Below are 21467 nucleotides of genomic sequence, written 5' to 3'. Positions count from 1 at the left end.
TTTTATAAAAATGTCATAATTAACAATATGAAGGTTCATAAATTAGCGGATTTATTATAATCTACTTGAAGAGCCAAGATATAATTGATATTATAAAGGTGTTTATAATTAGTGAGGAAGTGTAAATTTGGCTAAAAATTTGGTTATAGTAGAGTCTCCCACAAAGGCAAAAACTATTAAGAAAATGCTTGGGAGAAATTATAAAGTTCTTGCTTCAGTAGGGCATGTTAGAGATTTGCCCAAGAGCAGACTTGCAATAGATATAGATAATAACTTTGAACCTGAATATATAAATATTAGGGGTAAGGGTAAGCTTATTAATGAATTAAAGAAAGAGGCTAAGGAAGCTGATAGGGTTTACCTGGCAACAGACCCTGATAGAGAAGGCGAGGCAATATCCTGGCATTTAAGCAATCTTTTAGGCATAGATGAAAATAGCAAGTCCAGGGTTACCTTTAATGAGATAACAAAGGATACAGTTCAAAAACAAATAAAAAAGCCCAGAGCTATAGATAAAAATTTAGTTGATGCTCAACAGGCAAGAAGGGTTTTAGATAGGCTTGCAGGCTATAAAATAAGCCCCCTGCTGTGGAGTAAAATTAAAAGCGGACTTTCTGCAGGTAGAGTTCAATCTGTTGCTTTAAAAATTATATGTGACAGGGAGCAGGAAATTGAAAGCTTTATAGCAAAGGAATATTGGACTATTGAAGCTGTACTTAAAAAAGGAAGAAAATCCTTTGAAGCTCAGTACTATGGATCCCTTTCTGAAGGCAAAATAACTAAAAAAGATATAGATAATGAAGATGAGGCAAATAAGATTCTTGAAAAAATAGATCCTGAAGGTTTTTTTGTTTCATCTATTAAAAACACCAAGAGGAATAGAAGTGCAGCTCCACCCTTTACCACTTCAACTCTACAACAAGAAGCATCAAGAAAGTTAAATTTTTCAAGTAAGAAAACAATGATGGTAGCTCAAAGACTTTATGAAGGAATATCTATTCCCAAAGAGGGTCAAGTGGGACTTATAACCTATATGAGAACAGACTCCACAAGAATTTCCGATGAAGCTAAAAGAGATATTGCAAAATATATTGAAGGAAGCTATGGAAAGGAATATGTCTATAGAGGCCCTTCAAAAAAATCTAAGGCTAATATCCAAGATGCTCACGAATGTATAAGGGCAACTGATGTTTTTAGAACGCCATTAAGTATTAAGGGTTCCCTCTCTAATGATGAATTTAAATTATATTCACTTATTTGGAAAAGGCTAGTGGCATCTCAAATGAAGCCTGCAGTTTTTAATGTTGTAGCTGTTGATATTTTAAATGGCAATGAAGTTTTTAAGTCAAGCGGCTCTCAGATAGATTTCGATGGCTTTTTAAGAGTTTATGATTATAACAACGAAAAGGATAAAATTTTACCTGATCTTGAAGAAAAAGATATTTTAAAACTTAAAACAATAGATAAGAATCAACATTTTACTCAACCCTCTCCAAGGTACAATGAAGCAAGTCTTATTAAGGAACTTGAAAGCCTAGGAATAGGAAGACCTTCTACCTATTCACCTATTATAAGTACTCTTTTATCAAGGTATTATGTGGTTTTAGAGGAGAAAAAACTGGTTCCTACGGAGCTTGGAATAACAGTGAACGATTTACTTAACAAAAACTTTAAGGACCTGATTAACGAAGATTTTACCGCAAAAATGGAAGGGGATTTAGATAAGGTTGCAGAGGGTAAACTTGAGTGGCCTAAGCTTATAGAAGATTTTTATGAAAAATTAAAAAAAGATCTTGAAGTTGCCGAGAAAAACATTGAAAAAGTTGAAATTAGAGATGAACCTACAGATATTATTTGCGAAAAATGCGGCAGAAACATGGTAATAAAAATGGGAAGGTTCGGTAAGTTTTTAGCTTGTCCCGGCTTTCCTGAATGTAGAAATACAAAGCCCTTAGTTGAAAAAATAGGAGTTAAATGTCCTAAATGTGGAGGGGACATTGTAGTTAAAAGAAGTAAAAAGGGCAGAAAATTCTTTGGCTGCAATGAATATCCAAAATGTGATTTTGTGAGCTGGAATAAGCCTGTAGATAAAAAGTGCCCCAAGTGTGGAGAAATACTGACGGAATTTAACAGGGGCAATGGCTTGAAATGTAGCAATACAAATTGTGATTATAGAGAAAATGAATACAAGAGTAAATGATTTATTAAAAATAGTTAACAAAAATATTTCACTAAAATACAATGTTGTGCCTAAGGCAATAAAAGGCGACTTAGTAATATTTTGGACTGACGAATTCAATCAAAATACAGATTCCGCCTTAAGACTTTTACTTGGAAGGGATGTTAGCTTTGATCTTTGCGAAAAATCTCAGCTTAATGATTTTAGGCAAAGGGTCTATTCAAAGCCTGACATTTCATCAGTTGAGTCTATTTTAGGAGAATTGTCACAAATTTCATCAGTATCTGAAGGAGACCATAGGGATAACAGTGATTCTAAAATTGCAAGACTTTTGAATAAAATAATAGAATATGCAGTTTCAAAGGGCGCATCAGATATACACATTGATTCTCATGAAAAATTTTCTCTAGTAAGAATTAGACTTGATGGAAATTTAAATGATTTAATAAAAGTTGATAAGCCTATAACAAGACTTCTTGTAAATAGAATTAAGGTTCTCTGCAATTTAGATTATACAGTTAAAAACATTCCCCAGGACGGCAGATTTACTTATAACTATGGAGATAGAAAAATAGATATAAGAGTGGCTGTAACTCCCACTATATACTCTGAAAAAATTGTTCTTAGAATATTAAATAGAGAAGTTGTAGATTTTACCAGAGAGGGCATAGGTCTTAAGGGAGAACAGGGTAGGCTTGTAGATAAGCTTATAAGACAACCTAACGGCTTAATACTTAGTGTAGGTCCTACAGGGAGTGGTAAGTCTACAACTTTAATTACTCTTTTAAAGGAGATTAAAAATCCTGATATAAATATAGTCACTATAGAAGATCCTGTGGAATATAGAGTTGAGGGTATCAATCAGATAGAAATAAATGAAAAAAGCGGACTTGATTTTAATTTAGGCTTAAAAAGCATTTTAAGACTCGATCCTGATAAAATAATGGTTGGAGAAATAAGAGATGCTCAAACGGCGGAAACAGCCCTTAGGGCGTCTATAACAGGGCACCTGGTTCTAAGCACTTTACATACAAATGATTCTCCCTCGGCTATATACAGACTTAGGGATATGGGAGTTGAAAATTATTTAATTTCTGCAGGAGTTATAGGAATTATTTCTCAAAGATTGGTAAGAAAACTTTGTGATTGCAAAATAAAAGAAAGAAGATATGTGGATGTATTCGGAAAAAACATGGACATATACAGACCCGGGTCTTGTGAAAAATGCAATAATGGGTATAGGGGAAGAGTTGCTGTCTATGAGGTATTGATTATAAATGATGAATTAAGAGAAGCTATAAATAATGGAGTGCCTTTGGCAGACTTTAAAAAACTGTGTCTTAAATCCGGAATGATATCTTTAAAATATTCCATGGAGGAGCTTTTAGAAAACGGAATAACTTCTTTGGAAGAGGTTTATAAAAATATAGTTACTATAGGTGAAATATGAACTATAAGTATAAGGCGTTTAATAAGGATAAAAAAATAATCACAGGTGAAATTGAAGTCTTTAGCGAAAAGGAAGCTTTAGATAAACTTAGACAGATGGATCTAAGGCCTATTAAAGTAATAGCTTCATCCGGCTATAATAAGGATTTGAATTTATTTTTTAAAAATTTTAGCGGAGAAAGCCTTTATATTTTTCTTTATCAGCTTTACATACTTTTAAATTCAAAAATAACAAGCTTAAAAGCCTTTGATATTTTAAAATACACATATAAAGGTAAAAAAGCTGATCTTTTAAATGAGATTTACAAGGATCTTGCTTCTGCAAACCCTTTAAGCCTTGCCTTAAAAAATACTAAAGAGTTCCCGGAACTTGTTACGAATATGGTGGCTGTAGGAGAAAATTCTTCAAATTTACCCGATGTCCTTAAAAATTTATCAGAATTTTATCGATCTAAATTATCTTTTGAGAAAAAGATAAAAAATGCCCTTATTTATCCTATTATTTTATTAATTGTAACATTTATAGTTGTAAACTTTTTGATTCTTTATATACTTCCTACTTTTGAGGATGTTTTTAAAGGTTCAGACGCTGAATTTCCACTTATTACTAAAATGCTCATTAATTTATCTCATTTTATTAATAATAATATTTTTGCATTTATACTGGTGTTTTTACTGATTTTAGTAATTATAGCCTTTTATATAAGAAGTGATCAAGGAAGATTTAAAATAGATAGGTTTAAACTTAAGTTTGATCTTTTTAGATTAATAAATATAAGCAATTTTATAAGCATGATGAAGCTATTAATTGAGTCTAATGTTACAGTATCTCAATCTGTAGATATTATTGCAAGGTCAAGTGAAAATCTTCTTATTAAAAAAATTCTAAATCAAGCTGCAAGCGATATTTATCAAGGAGAAAGTCTTTCTAATTCTTTATCTAAATCTGAAATATTTTCAGAAATGGACATATCCATGTTAAGGGTTGGGGAAGAATCGTCAAATCTTAAAGAAGTGCTTGAATCTTTAAATGAATACTATAGATATGAAATAGAAATTAAGCAAGAAAAATTTATATCTCTTTTTGAACCTGTCGTAATTTTAATTTTGTCGATTTTTGTAGGTTTTATAGTTATATCCTTGGCTATGCCTATGTTTGATCTTGTAAATAGTATTTGAGGTGAAAAAAATGAAGAAAAAGTCAAAAGCCTTTACCTTAGTAGAGTTGGTAATAGTTATTGCAATAATTTTAATTTTAGTATCAATAGCAATTCCGAGATTTACAAAGTCTAATTTAAGTGCTCAGGCAGCTGCTCACAATGTAAACGTAAAAGAAATAAAAAATGCTGCTATATTGTATCTTATGGAACATGAGTCTGAAAATATATCAGAAATTCCTGTTGGTAATTTATCTGAATATTTTGAAGGTGGAAAGGTTCCAAAACCTGCCAAATCATATACAAGTGACGATTTTAAAATAAGTGTAGGTTCAAATCAGGAAATAAAAGTTACACCTGGACCTTTAAAAGTCGAGGGAAATAAACTGGTTTTGGACACAGAAGGAAAATGAAAATAGGAATATTTGTTTTAGGGTCTATTTTAGGATCTTTTATGGGTTGTTTTATTCATAAAAGAGAAAATATCAGAGACTTTCTTGTTGGCAGATCCAGGTGCGAATCCTGTAATTATGTAATACCTTTTTACTTAAATGTACCGGTGATTTCTTATTTGATTTTAAGGGGCAGGTGCAAAAACTGTGGAGACAGAATCTCCATATTTATATTTTTATACGAAATAGTTACGGCTTTTGCATTTTTACTTTTGTATTTAAAATATAAACTTAGCTTGGAATTTATTATAAGATCTGTTCAAACCCTTATACTTCTTTTAATTTCCTTTACAGATTTTAGAGAGAAGAAAGTTTACACTGTTGATATATTAGCTTTGGCGGTAATTGAACTTATGTATTTACTTATATTTAAAAGTGATATATCAAAATATATTTTTTCAGCTCTAATTCTTTTGTCAATTTATTATTTAATATATAAACTATCAGGTTCTATGGGAGAGGCTGATGTTCTTCTGGGAGCTGTATCGGGATTATTTTGTAAGTCTTATTTGGAAGTTTTTTATATTTTTAGAAACACCTTTATTCTTGCAGCTTTAGTAGGAGTTTTTTTAATTTTGATAGGCAAAAAGTCAAGAAAAGATGAGTTAGCCTTTTGCCCCTATATATGTCTTAGTATTTTCGGAGTGATACTATGAAATTTTTAAGGAAAAATAAGGATATAAATATAATTATTATAGAAGATCTGTCCATTAAAATTATAGGGGAAAATTCCGATTTAGAATTTGAAGTGCCGAGGGGTATAATATCTGATTTTGAAGTTTTAGATAAAAATTATCTTTTCTATCTTTTTAAAAAAGTTTTCACTAACAATACCATAGACAATTTTATTATAGTAAGTCCATCTTCAAAATTTTTAACTTTAAACTTGGACTTGCCAAAGGTAAATGAAGATGATTTGGAATCTATGGTTAAATATGAAAGCGATAATATCTTACCTGTAAGTGTCGATCTTTATAAAATAAGATATAGTGCAACAAAAGATGATGATAAAAATTATAAAGTAGATATAAGACTTATAGATAAAAATATATTGTCAGACTATATATATATTTTTGAAAGACTAAACAAGAATCTTATAGGTATTTATTCTTTAAAGGATGGAGTCGAAATAGGACTTGATGAAAACTTTGTTTTTTTCGGTCTTAATAATATTAATATTATAAATAATAGACCTCAAAAGCTTATATACTATAGAGATATATATAAGATACTTGAGAAGTATGATTTGGAGTATTACGGTTTAAGCAATATTATTAACAGAAAGTTTTATGATCTTGGAGAAGACATAAAGAAGGAAATTTTAAATGAGGTAAAGTTTTTAATTTATGAGAAGGTAATATATATAGGAAACTCTATAAATAATTCTAAAGCCTACTTTACAGGAAGTGCTCTTTTTAATGAGACTAAGAAAATGATAAATGAGATTATTAGTCCGACTTCTAAACAATTTGGATTTGAATATAAGAATTTTCATTTCAATGAAAATTTTAATTTTATAGATAAACCGAAAAAATCAGATAAAAGACCTATTTTTCTTTTTGCCATTATATTAATTTTAAACAGTTTGATTTTTTTCCAGCTTAGCAATAAGACAGATAAAAACTATAGTGAAATTCAAGAACTTAAAATTAAGGAAGAAGATCTTGATAATAAAATTAATGACTTAAATATAGAAAATATTAAAAAGCAAAATGATTTACTTTTAGCAGAAAGAGATGAAGATCTTGCCGGCAAGGCTAAAATAGATGAGAATAAAAAACTTGAGGACCTGTTTTTAAAGTTAGAATCTATTGAAAGCGATGATGTTTTCTTTGTGGATTACAGTCTAAAAGAAGGTCTTGCCTATATAAAGGGAGTTGCCAAAAGTGAAAAGGCAATTGAGGATGCAATAGATGCTACAGGCTATCAAGGTAAAAATATAGAAAGCAATATAGAAAATGGACTTTTAAATTTTAAAATAGAGATTATTCTGGGAGATGACAATAAGTAAAATGGCAATGAAGATTGGTAAACTGTCAAATGATGAATTAAAAAAATATATTCTTGACAATATAAACTTAAGCAGAAAAGAAGTCATTAATGGAGCAGGTATAGGCGCAGACACAGCTGTGATGGATTTTGAAGGTAACCTTGTTGTAGCCTCAACAGATCCTATTACAGCTACAGGTAAAAATATCGGGAGCCTAGCAATAAATATCGCTTGTAACGACATAGCATGCCAAGGCGCGGAACCTATAGGAGTTTTAATAAGTGCCCTTATACCACCAAGTGCAGATTTAGAGGATTTAAAAGTTATTATCCAGGATGCCCAGGTCCAATGCAAAAAACTTAATGTAGATATAGTGGGAGGACATACTGAGGTAACTGATGTAGTAAAGCAAATAGTTCTTACGACAACTGCTCTTGGAAAGCTTAACAAGGATTTGAAAATGGACTGCTCTAAAATAAACTCTTCAGATATAATTGCCATATCAAAAGATATAGCTATAGAAGGGACTTCAATCCTATATACCGAAAAAAGAAAAGAACTAGAGGATTTACTTAGTTTAAGGGAAAAAGAAGAACTTGAAAGCTATATTGACTTGCTTTCAGTTTTACCTGAATCAAAAATCGCTATGAAGCATGGAGTAAAATTTATGCACGACGTAACAGAAGGAGGCATATATGGTGCCTTAGTTGAAACTGCAAAGTTTATAGGAAAGAACATAGAAGTAGAAAAAGATCTAATACCTATAAAAACTTCATCTAAAAAAATTGTAGACTATTTTAAAATTGATCCCTACAGATTAATTTCATCAGGAAGCATGATTTTTATACTGGCAGAAGAAAATTTTAAAAAATTTAAAAGAGAATGCTGTGATAATAAGATAAAAATTACTAAGATAGGCCATATAAAAGACGGAGAAAATCTTACAATTATATCAGATAAAGTTGAAACATTAAAGGAAGTAAATAGAGATGAACTTTACAAAGCTTTGTAACCGGTTTGACATAAATTCCACTTTAATGTATAACTATACATGTTAGGAGGATTTATGAAAAAGACTATTTTATTTTTAACACTTATTATTCTATTAACAAGTAAGGTATCCTATGGACAGTCCCAATTTAGTGTAGTTATAGATGATAAGGAAACACCTGTAAATCAGGTAAATGTTCAGGTAGATGGCAAGGATCTGTCTTCTAAGTTTAGACCATATACACTAAATGGAAGAACCTTTGTACCTATAAGAGAGCTTACTGAAAGCTTGGGGGCTACTGTTAATTGGGATAATAAATTAAAATCTGCAAGTATAAATTATTCCGATAAAGAAATAATTTTAAAAATAAATTCTGATGTTGTTTACATTAATGGTGAAAAGAAAAAATTAGAGAAGGATTCTCTAGCTAAATTCACCTATTATAAGGAACCTGAAGAAGAAACAAAGACCATGGTGCCTTTAAGATTTCTATCTGAAACCTTAGGCTATGATGTGTCTTGGGATCAAGATACTATGACGGCATCAGTTACCACAGTAAAAGCTGAAGCGGAAGCTCTTTTAAGTGCCCAGGAAGAGAAGAAAGAAAGTCCTAAGAATGAAAGTGAAATATCCGACAATAAAGATGAAACAGGTGACTTAATTAAGGATTCAGCGCCAAAAGCCAAAAGTGCAGGGCCACGTAAAAATTCCTTTGTTTCTAATTATGAAAAAAAAGAAATGAATGAAATAAATAAGAAATCCCAGGGAGAGGTTTATAAGGCAGCAGGACTTACTATAGACTTTGAAAACGAAGATGAAAATCAAGATAAAGAAGAAAGAGTTATAAGTAAAAAAATAAAACCTATAGGAAGAATATCTATAATGATAGATCCCGGTCATGGAGGTAAGGACTCAGGAGCAGTAACAGAGTCAGGCTTAAAGGAAAAGGATCTTAACCTGGAGATTGCAAAACGTTTAGAAGCAAAATTTGTAGATGATAGATATGAAATTGAAATGACAAGATCAAGAGATGAGTATGTAAAGCTTTTAGATAGAGCAAATCAATCAAATAATAATGATTTTGAAATCTTTCTTTCAATACATATTAACGCCTCTGACAATAGGAATGCAAAAGGAATTGAGGTATTATATGCACATGAAAAAGATGTAAGTATAAAAACAGTTGAACAAAAGCATCTTGCAAATGCATTGCTAAAGGAACTGATAAATGAGACAGGGTCAAATAGTAGGGGAATAAAAAATAGACCTGATCTTGTAGTTTTAAATAAAACAAAGGCGGTTTCAGCTTTAGTGGAATTAGGATTTATGACTAATCCGCAAGACTATGAAAATTTGTTGGATGATGAATATTTAGATAAGCTTGCCGATGGAATATATAAGGGCTTAATTAGATATTTAGATGAATATGTGGAAGAATAGAAGAGGTTTGAACCTCTTTTATTTTTGGAGGATAAAATGAGAAATCAAAGAGCGTTTGACGAACTAAGACCTATTAAATATGAACTTAATTATTTAGTTAACCCTCAAGGTTCAGTATTTATTCAATGTGGAAATACAAAAGTTATTTGCACCGCTATGATAGAAGATAAGGTTCCATATTTCTTAAAGGGTAAGGGAACTGGTTGGTTGTCCTGTGAATATTCAATGATACCGGGATCCACAAAATCCAGAAAAGTAAGAGATATATCCAGAGGCAAAATTGATGGAAGAAATCAAGAAATACAAAGACTTATAGGCAGAAGCTTAAGAGCAAGTTTAGATTTAAAAAAAATAGCAGATAAAACTATTTGGATTGACTGCGATGTTATATCAGCCGATGGAGGCACAAGAACCGCAAGTATAAACGGAGCCTATATAGCGTTATACCTGGCAATAGATAAAGCCTTAAAAGAAGGAATAATTGAAGAGAACCCTATTAAATCATCAATAGCAGCTATAAGCGTAGGGATAGTTAACGGTAAAAAACTTTTAGATTTAGACTACAAAGAAGATTTCTCAGCAGATGTAGACTTAAATTTAGTTATGAATAATAAGCTTGAAATTATAGAAATACAAGGCACATCTGAAAATGAGCCTATGGACAAAAGAGACCTTTACGATTTAATAGATTTGGCAGAAAAAGGTATAAAAGAGATATTTAAAAACCGGGAAGAAGTCCTAACTAAAAGAGAAAAAATAGTTTTATCCAGCGATAATAAAAATAAAATTCTAGAGATAAAAGATATTTTAAGAGGTCTGCCTGTGGATTTACTTTCAAAAAGTCAAGTAGGTTTAGGAGATATGGAAGTTGAAGAAAACTTTGAAAGCTTAGAGGAAAATGCACAAATTAAAGCACAAGAAATAAAAAAAAGAGTTGATTTATCAGTAATAGCAGATGATACCGGGTTGTTTGTAGAAGCTTTAAATGGAGAGCCGGGAGTACATTCAGCAAGGTATGCCGGAGAACATGACGATGCTGCAAACAGAAGAAAACTTTTAGAAAGCATGAAAGAAAAAGAAAACAGAAAGGCATACTTTAAGACAGTTATATCCTACATAGAAAAAAGCGGCAAAGAACATTTATTTCAAGGTATATGCCAAGGAGAGATAATTAGAGAAGAAAGAGGAGAGAACGGATTCGGTTATGATTCTTTGTTTTTGCCTAAAGGATTTAATAAGACTTTTGCAGAAATGACTGAAGAAGATAAGAATAAAATTAGTCACAGAAGTAAAGCTCTAGAAGAATTCAGAAAGTTTTTGGAGGAAAAACACAGCTAAAAGACTTGACTAAAATGTAAAGTTTTGATAACATATAAAAAGTCACTGATGTGGTGGGTATGGCCTAGTTGGTTAGGGCGCAAGATTGTGGCTCTTGAGGTCGTGGGTTCGAATCCCACTATCCACCCCAGAGTTTTTTAAAATCTGCAAAACACTGTAAAGTTATAGAATAGCTTAAAATACAGTGCTTTGCGGATTTTTTATTTAACTTTTTTACTAATATTCAGTAAAATACCATAAACAACTATAGAAATCAGAAATTTTTACACTACATTTTACATATTAAAGATCTTTAGATCATCGAGTTTTCTCTTTTTAATAGTGAACTTGTAATAAAGTCATTGCTAAGTCTATTAAATCCAGTTCTCTACCCTTGTTATTTTTAGCTCCTTTTTTTAACATAGGCTATATGGGTATATGCTAAAGATTTATCGATTAAAACTGTTTTTTTTATCCAATTTAAGTAATTTAAATTGAATCTGATTAATATTAGTTATTTAGCTTCTATTTCGTCAATATTTACAGAATATCCCATTACTTCTCCAACATCAGTAACATGACCTCTTACAACAACTGTAGCTCCCTTTGAAACAGAGGCAACTACATCTTTTTGCTCGTCATTTTTTAAGTAACAAGTTACTCCGGATATAGTAAATTCAGAATTTAAGCCATCAATTGCTATGTATTTTCCGGAACTATCAATTGCATAAATTTTTCCAGTAATTTCTAAATCCTGATCTTTGTAAGTTTTTTCCGCATTAAGTGCATTATTTTCCAAGTCGTCTAACATTTGACCTGCATCAACTGGTGTGTAGGTAATTTCTTTTGTACTTGTTTCAGCTGCTTCATTTACCGTTGAGTTTCCATCTTTGTCTCCCTTTGGCATTAATGCAACAATAATAACTATTACTACTAATGCTATAAACCATACCCTTTTGTAGAAAGGCTTTTTTTCTACATAAATTTTTCCATCTTCGCCTTTAATTTTTTTAGCCATTACAAAAACCTCCTTAAAATTTTTATATTTTAAAACCCAAAAGTTTAAACTAATTCAATGATAAACAGTTTAATTTAATCTTTTTATCTTTTATTCTATACCCTATATTCATAGAAATACCTCCCACGTAAAAATTTACTAAGAAAACAACAAAAAAAGAATAAATAAATTAAATGTATTATTTAATAAGAAACTAAAAAGCAGTAGTATAAAGTGCTTATTAAAAAATAATGCCTTAGGAGGTGATTTTCAAAGTTTTGACAGTTTTAGGTATAGGACCTATTGATTTTAAATACTTATTGAAGCAGCTAAGAAGATTGGAAAGATTTTAGGCATTAAGTAGTGGAAGATGTAAGAAGAAACCTAAATTTAAAGAGTTAGTAAAAAGGCAAAAACAAATAACGCTGGGAAGTGTATGAAATAGAGAAAATATTTTTAACGTGTAAAGATTTAGCTCAAAGGTTGGCTATGACGAAAGTACAGCAGTGCGCCTTGAAGATAAGGGCATTATAGGCAGAATAAAAAATCTTTCAGGAGTTAAATACTTAATATATGAAATTTAAGCAATAGAAAGAATGGTAAGAAAAGAACTTTTTGAAGTCTCCTTTTTAGACTATAAGGAGCTGGAATAAACCAGAAATAAATCAAGATAAGATTGACGATATAGTTAATAAAATAAGTGAATATGATGACTTTAACCAGGGTAAATGGTTATTAGATGAACCAATAAAAAACTTCACTCAAAGCATTGTAGATGATACTATAAAAACAAATGCAGACTTTCAATATAAATCGGGGTTAACTCCTAAGATAGTGAGAAAAGAAGTTGGTAATTGCTGTGACTGGTGTAAAGAAGTAGTTGGCGTGTATGAATATCCTGATGTTCCAAAAGATGTTTTTAGAAGACATAGATATTGCAGGTGTACAATTGACTATGCACCTAGAAATTGGAAAATACAAAATGTCCACACTAAGAAATTTTTTCAAGGTGGTACTGATAAAGAATTAAGAAAATTTAGAGAAGAACAAGTCGATATCATTATAAAGAATAAAATTTTAAAAGATAAAAAAGAAGTCAACAAAACGCAAAGGATTTTAAATAATTCTCTTTGGCAAAAAGAAATTAACGGAGTAAAAATAGAAACTATTTCAAGACATACTGCAGAAAGAGTAGTGTTAAGGGATTTACAGGCATCAGATATTGTTGATACAATAGACAATCCTTTAAAAATAGCGGAGGTAAAATACGATTCTTTAAATAGACCTTCTTTTAGTGTTATTGGTGAGAAATCTACGATTTCTATAAATCCTAAAAACGGAAATGTAATAACAGCTCATAAAACACATACAAAAGTAGTTAAGAAATTAAAAGGTGAAAAAAATGAAAATTATCCTTGATAATGAAGATATAAAATTCCTTGAGAAAAATAATTTTAAAATTGATTATGAAAAAAATTATACAGACGATGAATTTTTAAAAATTCTTGAAGATTTATATTTTCAAGAGACTTCATTTGTTGATATTAATGAAAATAAAGCTAATAGATTTGCTGATATTGCAGATAAAGTAGCAGAGATGAATTAAAAGCACACTAACTAGAAATCTTAGATGTGCTTTTTTTAATGGTAGTAATCGTGAGCTAATCGTGTAAAAATCACAGGTAAATTCACACGATTAAATTTATAAAAGGAGTTTGGAAACATTGAAAAAATATGGAAGTCAAACTCCCACTAAGTCGGTAATTTTAGATTATAAGAAATCGCTAGGGAATGAGGCAGTAGAGCTTTATAAGAAAACTGGAAGAAGTCCCTTTCCTTGGCAAGAAAAAATGATAAATGATTTATTTGCCATGAATGATGAGGACCTATGGACTCACTCAAAATTTGGATATGCAGTACCAAGAAGAAATGGTAAAACCGAAGTAGTCTACATGGCTGAACTTTGGGGGCTCTTTAATGGATTAAATATATACATACATTAGACATTTCGATTTTTACCAATTAAGTAAGGGTACTGACTTGTTAAAAACAACTTCATCTTTACTGACTAAAGAGTCATAGCAAAGAATATTTACCCCGCTTTCTTTTGCAAATTTTAAAGCATTTGAAAAGCTGGGATCCATTTTAAGGTTGGGAATAAAAGATGAGATTGTTTCCATTTGTATTAGGAAGAGTATATAGGCTACATATCCCTTTGAGGAAGCTTCAATAAGGCCTTCTATATGTTTTTTGCCCCTTAGAGTCGGAGCATCGGGAAACATGGCTATAGAATCCTTTTCAAGGGTAACTCCCTTAACTTCCATAAAGCATTTTTTATCGGACCTTTCAAAATAAAAATCAAATCTTGAATCCCCATAACTATATTCAGGTTTAAGGTAGCTTATGTCAGAAAAAAGTTTTTTACCGGTTAGGGCTTCCTTGACAATTTTATTAGGAGCTTGAGAGTCTATATTTATTAAAAGATCTCCCTTATAGGTGCTGACTAAAGAATAGGGAGTTTTTCTCTTAGGATTATTTGATTTTTCTAAAATAACTCTTGCTCCAGGTATGAATATTTCTTTGCATCTACCTGTATTAGGCACGTGAACTCGCACAAGGTTTCCATTAATATCAACCGTTGCAATAAACCTGTTTTCTCTATTAATTAATTTTCCTTCAACTATATTTTTATATTTCATAAATTTATTATAACATGAAAAAACATTCTTTATTATATATACTATAGTTAACTTAGTTACCGAGGGAGGAAATATGAAAAAATTTGTAATTGTTGGAGGAGTAGCAGGAGGAGCATCTGTAGCTGCAAGACTTAGGAGATTAAATGAAGACGCAAGGATTATAGTACTTGAAAAAGGACCCTATCCGTCTTTTTCAAATTGTTCCTTACCCTATTATCTTGGAGAAATAGTAGAAAAAGAAGAACTTTTTATAACTTCTCCCCAAGTACTTAAAGACAGGTTTAATATAGAGGTAAGAGTAAATAACGAAGTGGTGAGTATAAATCCTGAAGATAAAACAATAGATGTAAGAGGAGAGAGCGGGCTTTATAAAGAGTCCTATGATGAGTTAATTTTATCTCCCGGAAGCCTTGCCATAAGACCTGACACTATAAAGGGAAGTAATATGGACCATGTCTTTACTATAAAAGAAGTAAAAGATGTGGTGGAGCTTGATTTATATTTAAGAAAAAATAAAGTTAAAAATGTAGCCATAGTAGGAGGGGGTTTTATTGGTCTTGAAGTAATGGAAAATTTAAAATCCAGGGGACTTAATATAAGTCTAATTGAAATGGAAAATCAGGTGCTGGCTCCCCTTGACTACGATATGGTACAAATTATTCATAAAACTATAAATGATAAGGGAATAGACCTTATTCTTGAAGACAAAGTAGAAGAAGTTACAAAAGACTCAATAAAACTTTCGTCAGGAAGAAAGCTTTTGGCGGAACTTGTGGTCTTTGCCTTAGGTGTACCTGCAAATACAATTCTTGCGGAAAAGACAGGGATAAAAATAGGAGAAGAGGGCGGCATACTTGTAAATCAACATTATGAAACCAATGTAGCCCATATATATGCAATAGGAGATGCAATAGAAACCTATAATCAAATAACCTATAAAGCAACAAGACTTGGTCTTGCCGGACCTACTCAAAAACAGGCAAGAAGCCTTGCTGATTACTTAAGCGGCATATACAATGAAAATAGAGGAGTTATAGGAAGTGGAGCAGTTAAGGTTTTTGATTTTAATATTGCCTTTACAGGACTTAATGAAAAGGAAGCAAAAAAAGAAAAAATCCAATATGAAACAGCTCTTGTAATGGAAAATGATATTTTAGGAACTATGCCGAATAGTGAGACAGTTTTCTTAAAATTAATTTTTGAAAATAAATCAGGTAGAATTTTAGGAGCACAGGCAATAAGTAAAGGAGAATCGGTAAAAAGAATAGATGTAATCTCAACTCTTATTCAAATGAATGGGAAGGTTGATGACCTTAAAGATCTTGAGCTCGCCTATGCGCCGCCTTACGGAACGGCAAGAGATGTGGCAAATGTAGCAGGTATGGTGGCGTCTAATTTGCTACATGGATCCTATAAACAAAAAAGAGCCTATGAATTAAGAGACTTGGTAAAAAAGGGTGAGTATATTCTTGATGTAAGATCAAGAAAAGAGTACCAACTATCTCATATAAAAGGATCAGTTAATATACCCTTGGAGGAATTAAGACAAAGACTTGAAGAACTACCTAAGGATAGATCTATATATGTACATTGCAGAACATCAAAAAGGTCCTACAATGCAACAAAAATTTTACTTTCCCATGGATTTGATGTATATAACATTCAAGGTTCCATTTTGTTTTTATCTTACTACGAATATTTTAACAATAAAAGAAAAAATAGAGATAGTATATTTACTGATTACAATTTCAATTAAAAAGAGCGGGTTATAAGACCCGCCCTTATAATTTCATGATTAACTTGTAAGAAGTTTTATATATTTTTGTCAGCATAGTATAAAACAGGTTTGTCATTTTTACTTTTATCTAAATCAATAATTCTTTGATTGGAGGAACCTCTAAATTTAAGCTTAAGATTCTTCAAATTTTTTATAAACAAACCGTCGACTAATACATTGCATAAACCAAGGAGCTCTTTTTTCAAAGGGTCCTTAATAAGCTGTTCATAGGTATAGCCTGAATATATCCAAATGCTCTTATTTGAGTGTTTTTTAATTTCTTTAACTATATCAATGAGATCTTTTGTGTTTTGAAAGGGTTCGCCTCCTAAAATAGTAAGCCCTTCAACTTGATCTTCATTTAGATATTTTATAACTTTCTCAGTTTCTCTATCTGTCCAAATGTCTCCGGCAGAAAAGTCTTGATATTCCTCGTTAAAACATTCAGGACACTTGTGAGTGCAACCTATTACAAAGATTGATGTCCTTATGCCAACACCGTTAGCTATGTCGTATTCTCTAATTTGACCGTATCTCATTAAATGTGTAGCACCCTATCATGGATTTCCTTAGTTCTACCTTCGTTCCAGAAATTTTCTCCAAGATAACCGCAGGTTCTTCTTACAACAGTTAAGGTAGACTTATCTTTATTACCACATTGAGGGCATTCCCATTGGTTTTCATCGTTAAGCTTTATTTCTCCGTCAAATCCACATTCTGAGCAGTAGTCTGATTTCGTATTAAATTCAGCATATTGGATGTTGTCATATATATATCTTACTATTGTTTCCAGGGCTTCAAGATTTTGAGACATATTAGGTATTTCTACATAGGATATACAACCGCCCGTAGATCTGTCTTGGAACTTGGACTCGAAACTGAATTTTTCAAATGCTGAAATTTTTTCTCTAACATCTACATGGAAGGAGTTGGTGTAGTAGCCTTTGTCTGTTACATTTTCTATTACTCCAAATCTATCCCTATCAATTGAACAGAATCTGTTAGTTAAGCTTTCTGCAGGTGTAGCGTAAAGTGTGAACTTAAGTCCTGTTTCCTCAGTCCATCTTTTAACTGCAGCATTTAAATGGTCCATAATTCTCATGGCAAATTCATAACCTTTAGGATCTGTGTGAGATACGCCTTTTGTTAAAATAGTTGCTTCATAGATTCCTATATAACCTAAAGAAACAGTGGAGTAACCATTTCTTAATAGAGGTGCAATTGATTCATGTTTACCAAGTCTTGAAATTGCCCCGTGTTGCCAGTGAATAGGTGAAGAATCACTGGTGACGTTTTTCAGGTGTTCATATCTTATTAAACCGACTTGTTTTACAAGCTCAAGTCTTTTTTCAAGTAGACTGAAAAACTTACTTTCATCTCCGCCTGCAAGAATTCCTATTTGAGGAAGGTTAATTGAGCAAGCGCCTATGTTAAATCTACCTTCAAATTTGTATCTACCTTTATCGTCCTTATAAGGAGGCAAGAAAGCTCTACATCCCATTGGACTAAATACATTACCTTCATAGTTTGCCTTCATTTTCTTTGCTGAAATATAATCTGGATACATTCTTTTTGCGGTACATCTAATAGCAAGGGAAGTTAGGTAATAGTATTTTGAATCTTTTTTAACATTGTTTTCGTCAAGAACATAAATTAACTTAGGAAATGCCGGAGTTACATAAACACCTGCATCGTTTTTGATTCCCTTAATTCTTTGCTTCAATATTTCTTCAATAATTTGGGCAATCTCATTTACGTAGGGATCAGAGTCTTCAAGGTGCATAAACAAAGTTACAAAAGGAGCTTGACCATTTGAAGTCATTAGTGTGTTGATTTGGTATTGAATAGTTTGAATACCGCTTTCAAGGTCTTTTTTAGTCATTTTTACTGCCATTTTTTCGGCAAGTTCAAGATCTCCAAGGGTATCAAGAGCTAAATTCAAATTCTTTTCATAAGATTTTCTAAGATATTTGCCTAGGCAAGCTATATTAATAGATTGTCCACCATATTGGTTTGAAGCTATTTGTGCAATTATTTGGGTCATTACGTTGCAAGCTACTTGGAAAGACTTAGGCGTTTCTATCATTTTGCCGTTAACAACTGTTCCGTTATCCAACATATCCTTCATATTTACAAGACAACAGTTGAAAATAGGTTGAATTATATAATCCAAGTCATGGATATGTATAACTCCGTTTTCATGAGCTGCAACTAAATCTTGGGGAAGCATTTTTCTTTTGGCAATATCCTTTGAAACTTCACCTGCTATTAAGTCTCTTTGAGTAGAGGCTATAATAGCGTTTTTATTTGAGTTTTCATCCATAACGTCTACATTAGTTCTGTTTAGAAGTCCTAAAATTTCATTATCTGTAGTATTTTGCTCTCTCTTATAAGCTTGTACTGCCTTGTAGTTTTCATAGGCTCTTGCAGTAGCCGGATTGTTATAGTTTATAAGTTTATAATAAACTTGCTCTTCAATGTCAAATATTGACATAGGGTCTTCCAAGCTTTCAGCATAATTTTTAATTTCTTCTGCTATTTGCTCGGCTTGGTTTTCTACAAAAATTCCATTTGATGAGTGCATAGCTTTTTCTATAGCTATTTTTATTTTATCCCCATCAAAGGGAACCTTAACTCCATTTCTTTTAATTACTTCAATCATTTTTAACACCTCGTTTATTGATGAGACAAGAATACCATATATAGTATAAAAATGCAATATATATTATTTAAAACAACAATATATCGTGATTCACTAAAAGCTTTAAATTAAGCTATTTTTGCTTTTATTTATTAAATTAATAAAAAAAATTAAAAATATTTTACCTAAATAAGACAAATGAATTTACAAGATATATACAATTGAATTGTGAGATTTTCTAGAGTATACTTTAAATGTTTAGAAAAGCTTTACTAAAAACGGAGGATTTATGGATACACATAAAAAAAGTAATTTAACTAAAATAGATGTGGTAGAGAGTGTAAGTTTCTTATTAATATTTTTTCTTATATTCGGTTATATAGGGAATAAAATGGGACCTATTAATATGATTAAAACTATTTTGAATACTTCTTACTCTTTGTTAATGGATATTTGTTTTTACTTAATGGCAATATGTGTAATAACAGGTGGTATAGGTGCTTTATTTATGGAATTTAAAGTCATTAAATGTTTAAATTCTTTTTTATCTTTATTAATGAACCCTTTTTATTCTCTACCTGGTGCTTCAGCTTGGGGAGTTTTAACTTGTTACATATCAGACAATCCGGCTATGCTTAGCTTAGCTGAAAATGAGGAATATAAATCTTATTTTAAAAAATACCAGTTTCCCGCCCTTACTAATTTAGGTACATCCTTTGGAATGGGCCTTATAGTAACAGCGACAATTATGAGCTTGCCTATGAAGGGTGCTATACTTGCTGCAATTATAGGTAATCTTGGAGCTATTATAGGAAGTATAGTTAGTGTAAGATTAATGCTCGGATTTACAAAGAAATATTATGGACCGGACGCTTATAAAAATGCAGCAGAGGAAAAATCTTCTTTTAATAATTCTTTTAATAATAACTGTAATAAGGAGAACATCTTTAGCAGATTTATTAACTCTTTAATTAAAGGAGGAGCCTCCGGAGTCGAGCTTGGATTTCAAATTATACCTGGAGTTCTTTTAATATGCAGTTTTGTCCTTTTAATTAGTAACACTGCTCCTGCAGGAGGGGTTTATGACGGATCTGCAGGTCAAGGAGTTCCTATTCTACCTTATATAGGTGAAAAGCTCAGCTTTATTATCCAGCCCCTATTTGGCTTTAAGTCTCCTGAGTCCATAGCGGTACCAATTACATCATTAGGTAGTGCAGGCGCTGCCATAGGTTTAATTCCGGATCTTATGAAGAAAGGTCTTATAAGTGCACAAGACTTGGCTGTTTTTACTTCCATATCTATGTGTTGGAGTGGATATTTATCCACACACATTGCTATGATGTCTGCTATTGGAGAAAGCGATTTATCAGGGAAGGCTATAATTTCTCATACTATAGGAGGGCTTGTTGCAGGTCTTGCATCTCACTTAATTTTTAAATTAATAATGTTTGTTATATGAGATGGGTATAGTAAGATAAAGGAGGTTTCTTATGAGAATAGATATTTTTTCAGATGCAGTGTGTACATGGTCCTATGGTGAGGAAAAAGTTCTTAGAGCTATAGATTATATATATAAGGGACAGATTGAATTTGTAAATACAATGGGAGGCCTTATAGCTGACTACAGGGATATATTGCCTATGAACATGAAGGACAAGGATTCAGATGAAATGGCAAATAAAATTCTTTTAACTATATGGAAGTCAGGTTCAGATATTCATAAGATGCCTATTATGAACAAGACTCCAAAACTTTTATCAAGGGAAAATCCAAGCACCTATTTTATTAATAGAGCTTTTGTTACAGCAAGGCTCCTTGACCCTAAAATGGCCAATAGCTACTTAAGAGAATTAAGACTTGCTACAATCTTATATGGACGAAATACCATGGATATTAATGTACTTGTAGATATAGCCTCTAAGCTTGGAATAGACAGAGAAGATTTTAGAGAGACTTTTGAAAGTGAATCTTCTGAAGAGTTTTTATCCGACAGAATGAAAACTTTCGATAGAAGATTGGAAGCATTTCCGAATTTTATGTATACAGATGAAAAAGGAAAGGAATATATAATAAAGGGTTATAAAAATAAAAAAGAACTTATTGACTTTATAGATAGATTTTCCAACTTAGAAAAAAGAGAAGTTTTCCTTAACAGACAAAACCTTCTTGAATTTATAGATAGATATAAAAAGGTTTATCCTGCTGAGCTTGTTGAGCTCTTTGAAGATGAGGAAAAAATAAATCAGCTGTTAAAAGAGTTAGAAGATGAAAAATTAATTATTATAGAGGAAATAGGAACAGGAAAAGAAATAAAGAGAGCTTAGTTATATGTTTACTCTCCTTACAGGATAAAACTGTAGGGAGAATAAACATGAAAG

The 21467-nt window shown here is 31.5% G+C and carries 19 protein-coding genes and 1 tRNA gene; 16 read left to right on the top strand and 4 right to left on the bottom strand.

The features are described 5' to 3' along the window. Positions 1-127: 127 nt before the first annotated feature. From topA to PEPCATONIAE_RS01715, 10 genes are all read left to right on the top strand, one after another. Positions 128-2200, top strand: a complete 2073-nt coding sequence (topA, locus tag PEPCATONIAE_RS01760) for a type I DNA topoisomerase (RefSeq protein WP_138159266.1) — start codon at positions 128-130, stop codon at positions 2198-2200. Next, positions 2181-3629, top strand: coding sequence for a GspE/PulE family protein (locus PEPCATONIAE_RS01755; protein WP_138159265.1), 1449 nt, complete (start codon positions 2181-2183; stop codon positions 3627-3629). The genes topA and PEPCATONIAE_RS01755 overlap by 20 nt, the downstream gene beginning before the upstream one ends. After that, positions 3626-4807: a type II secretion system F family protein gene (locus PEPCATONIAE_RS01750; RefSeq protein ID WP_138159264.1), complete on the top strand. Its 1182-nt coding sequence runs from the start codon at positions 3626-3628 to the stop codon at positions 4805-4807. Before PEPCATONIAE_RS01755 ends, PEPCATONIAE_RS01750 begins: the two co-directional genes overlap by 4 nt. Positions 4808-4817: 10 nt before the next feature. Next, positions 4818-5198 (top strand): prepilin-type N-terminal cleavage/methylation domain-containing protein, encoded by a 381-nt coding sequence (locus tag PEPCATONIAE_RS01745; protein ID WP_180339335.1) that lies wholly within the window; start codon positions 4818-4820, stop codon positions 5196-5198. After that, entirely contained in the window at positions 5195-5893 is a 699-nt protein-coding gene (locus tag PEPCATONIAE_RS01740; protein WP_138159262.1) for a prepilin peptidase, read from the top strand. The genes PEPCATONIAE_RS01745 and PEPCATONIAE_RS01740 overlap by 4 nt, the downstream gene beginning before the upstream one ends. Next, positions 5890-7248 (top strand): hypothetical protein, encoded by a 1359-nt coding sequence (locus PEPCATONIAE_RS01735; protein ID WP_138159261.1) that lies wholly within the window; start codon positions 5890-5892, stop codon positions 7246-7248. Before PEPCATONIAE_RS01740 ends, PEPCATONIAE_RS01735 begins: the two co-directional genes overlap by 4 nt. 1 nt (position 7249) lies before the next feature. Further along, a complete protein-coding gene (locus PEPCATONIAE_RS01730) occupies positions 7250-8239 on the top strand; it encodes an AIR synthase family protein (protein ID WP_246060404.1) in 990 nt (329 codons plus the stop codon). 54 nt (positions 8240-8293) lie between these two features. Further along, positions 8294-9658: an N-acetylmuramoyl-L-alanine amidase gene (locus PEPCATONIAE_RS01725; protein WP_180339334.1), complete on the top strand. Its 1365-nt coding sequence runs from the start codon at positions 8294-8296 to the stop codon at positions 9656-9658. A 36-nt stretch (positions 9659-9694) separates the two neighbouring features. After that, positions 9695-10996: a ribonuclease PH gene (gene rph, locus PEPCATONIAE_RS08750; RefSeq protein ID WP_138159259.1), complete on the top strand. Its 1302-nt coding sequence runs from the start codon at positions 9695-9697 to the stop codon at positions 10994-10996. Between the two features lie 53 nt (positions 10997-11049). Then, a tRNA-His gene (locus PEPCATONIAE_RS01715) sits at positions 11050-11126 on the top strand. Positions 11127-11489: 363 nt separating this feature from the next. Here PEPCATONIAE_RS01715 and PEPCATONIAE_RS01710 read toward each other — a convergent pair. Beyond that, positions 11490-11993 (bottom strand): OB-fold protein, encoded by a 504-nt coding sequence (locus tag PEPCATONIAE_RS01710; RefSeq protein ID WP_138159257.1) that lies wholly within the window; start codon positions 11991-11993, stop codon positions 11490-11492. Between the two features lie 813 nt (positions 11994-12806). On the opposite strand from PEPCATONIAE_RS01710, the gene PEPCATONIAE_RS08610 reads away from it, so the two are divergent. The 3 genes from PEPCATONIAE_RS08610 (at position 12807) to PEPCATONIAE_RS01695 (ending at position 13975) form a co-directional block, all read left to right on the top strand. After that, positions 12807-13391, top strand: a complete 585-nt coding sequence (locus tag PEPCATONIAE_RS08610; protein ID WP_246060403.1) for a hypothetical protein — start codon at positions 12807-12809, stop codon at positions 13389-13391. Further along, positions 13375-13578 carry a hypothetical protein gene (locus PEPCATONIAE_RS01700; protein WP_138159254.1) on the top strand — a complete coding sequence of 68 codons (204 nt, stop codon included), beginning with the start codon at positions 13375-13377 and terminating at the stop codon, positions 13576-13578. Before PEPCATONIAE_RS08610 ends, PEPCATONIAE_RS01700 begins: the two co-directional genes overlap by 17 nt. Before the next feature lie 118 nt (positions 13579-13696). Next, positions 13697-13975, top strand: a complete 279-nt coding sequence (locus PEPCATONIAE_RS01695) for a hypothetical protein (protein WP_246060402.1) — start codon at positions 13697-13699, stop codon at positions 13973-13975. 12 nt (positions 13976-13987) lie between these two features. On the opposite strand, the gene sfsA is transcribed toward PEPCATONIAE_RS01695, so the two are convergent. Beyond that, positions 13988-14671 (bottom strand): DNA/RNA nuclease SfsA, encoded by a 684-nt coding sequence (sfsA, locus tag PEPCATONIAE_RS01690; protein ID WP_138159252.1) that lies wholly within the window; start codon positions 14669-14671, stop codon positions 13988-13990. 73 nt (positions 14672-14744) lie between these two features. On the opposite strand from sfsA, the gene PEPCATONIAE_RS01685 reads away from it, so the two are divergent. Then, on the top strand, positions 14745-16427 hold the full coding sequence (locus PEPCATONIAE_RS01685; protein ID WP_138159250.1) for an FAD-dependent oxidoreductase: 1683 nt from the start codon (positions 14745-14747) through the stop codon (positions 16425-16427). A gap of 56 nt (positions 16428-16483) precedes the next feature. Here PEPCATONIAE_RS01685 and nrdG read toward each other — a convergent pair whose 3' ends face one another. Both nrdG and nrdD read right to left on the bottom strand, forming a co-directional pair. After that, positions 16484-16987, bottom strand: coding sequence for an anaerobic ribonucleoside-triphosphate reductase activating protein (gene nrdG / locus PEPCATONIAE_RS01680; RefSeq protein WP_138159248.1), 504 nt, complete (start codon positions 16985-16987; stop codon positions 16484-16486). Beyond that, entirely contained in the window at positions 16987-19110 is a 2124-nt protein-coding gene (gene nrdD / locus PEPCATONIAE_RS01675; protein ID WP_138159246.1) for an anaerobic ribonucleoside-triphosphate reductase, read from the bottom strand. The genes nrdG and nrdD overlap by 1 nt, the downstream gene beginning before the upstream one ends. 268 nt (positions 19111-19378) lie before the next feature. Between nrdD and PEPCATONIAE_RS01670 the strand changes: the two genes are divergently transcribed. Both PEPCATONIAE_RS01670 and PEPCATONIAE_RS01665 read left to right on the top strand, forming a co-directional pair. Further along, positions 19379-20548 carry a CD0519/CD1768 family membrane protein gene (locus tag PEPCATONIAE_RS01670; protein ID WP_138159244.1) on the top strand — a complete coding sequence of 390 codons (1170 nt, stop codon included), beginning with the start codon at positions 19379-19381 and terminating at the stop codon, positions 20546-20548. Positions 20549-20579: 31 nt separating this feature from the next. Next, a complete protein-coding gene (locus PEPCATONIAE_RS01665; RefSeq protein WP_138159242.1) occupies positions 20580-21413 on the top strand; it encodes a DsbA family protein in 834 nt (277 codons plus the stop codon). The last annotated feature ends 54 nt before the right edge of the window (positions 21414-21467 follow it).

Origin of the sequence: Peptoniphilus catoniae (assembly GCF_901447155.2) — a bacterium.
GTDB classification, from domain to species: domain Bacteria; phylum Bacillota; class Clostridia; order Tissierellales; family Peptoniphilaceae; genus Peptoniphilus_E; species Peptoniphilus_E catoniae.
The sequence above is the reverse complement of the archived record's forward strand: the minus strand, read 5'-3'. Positions and strand labels throughout refer to the sequence as shown.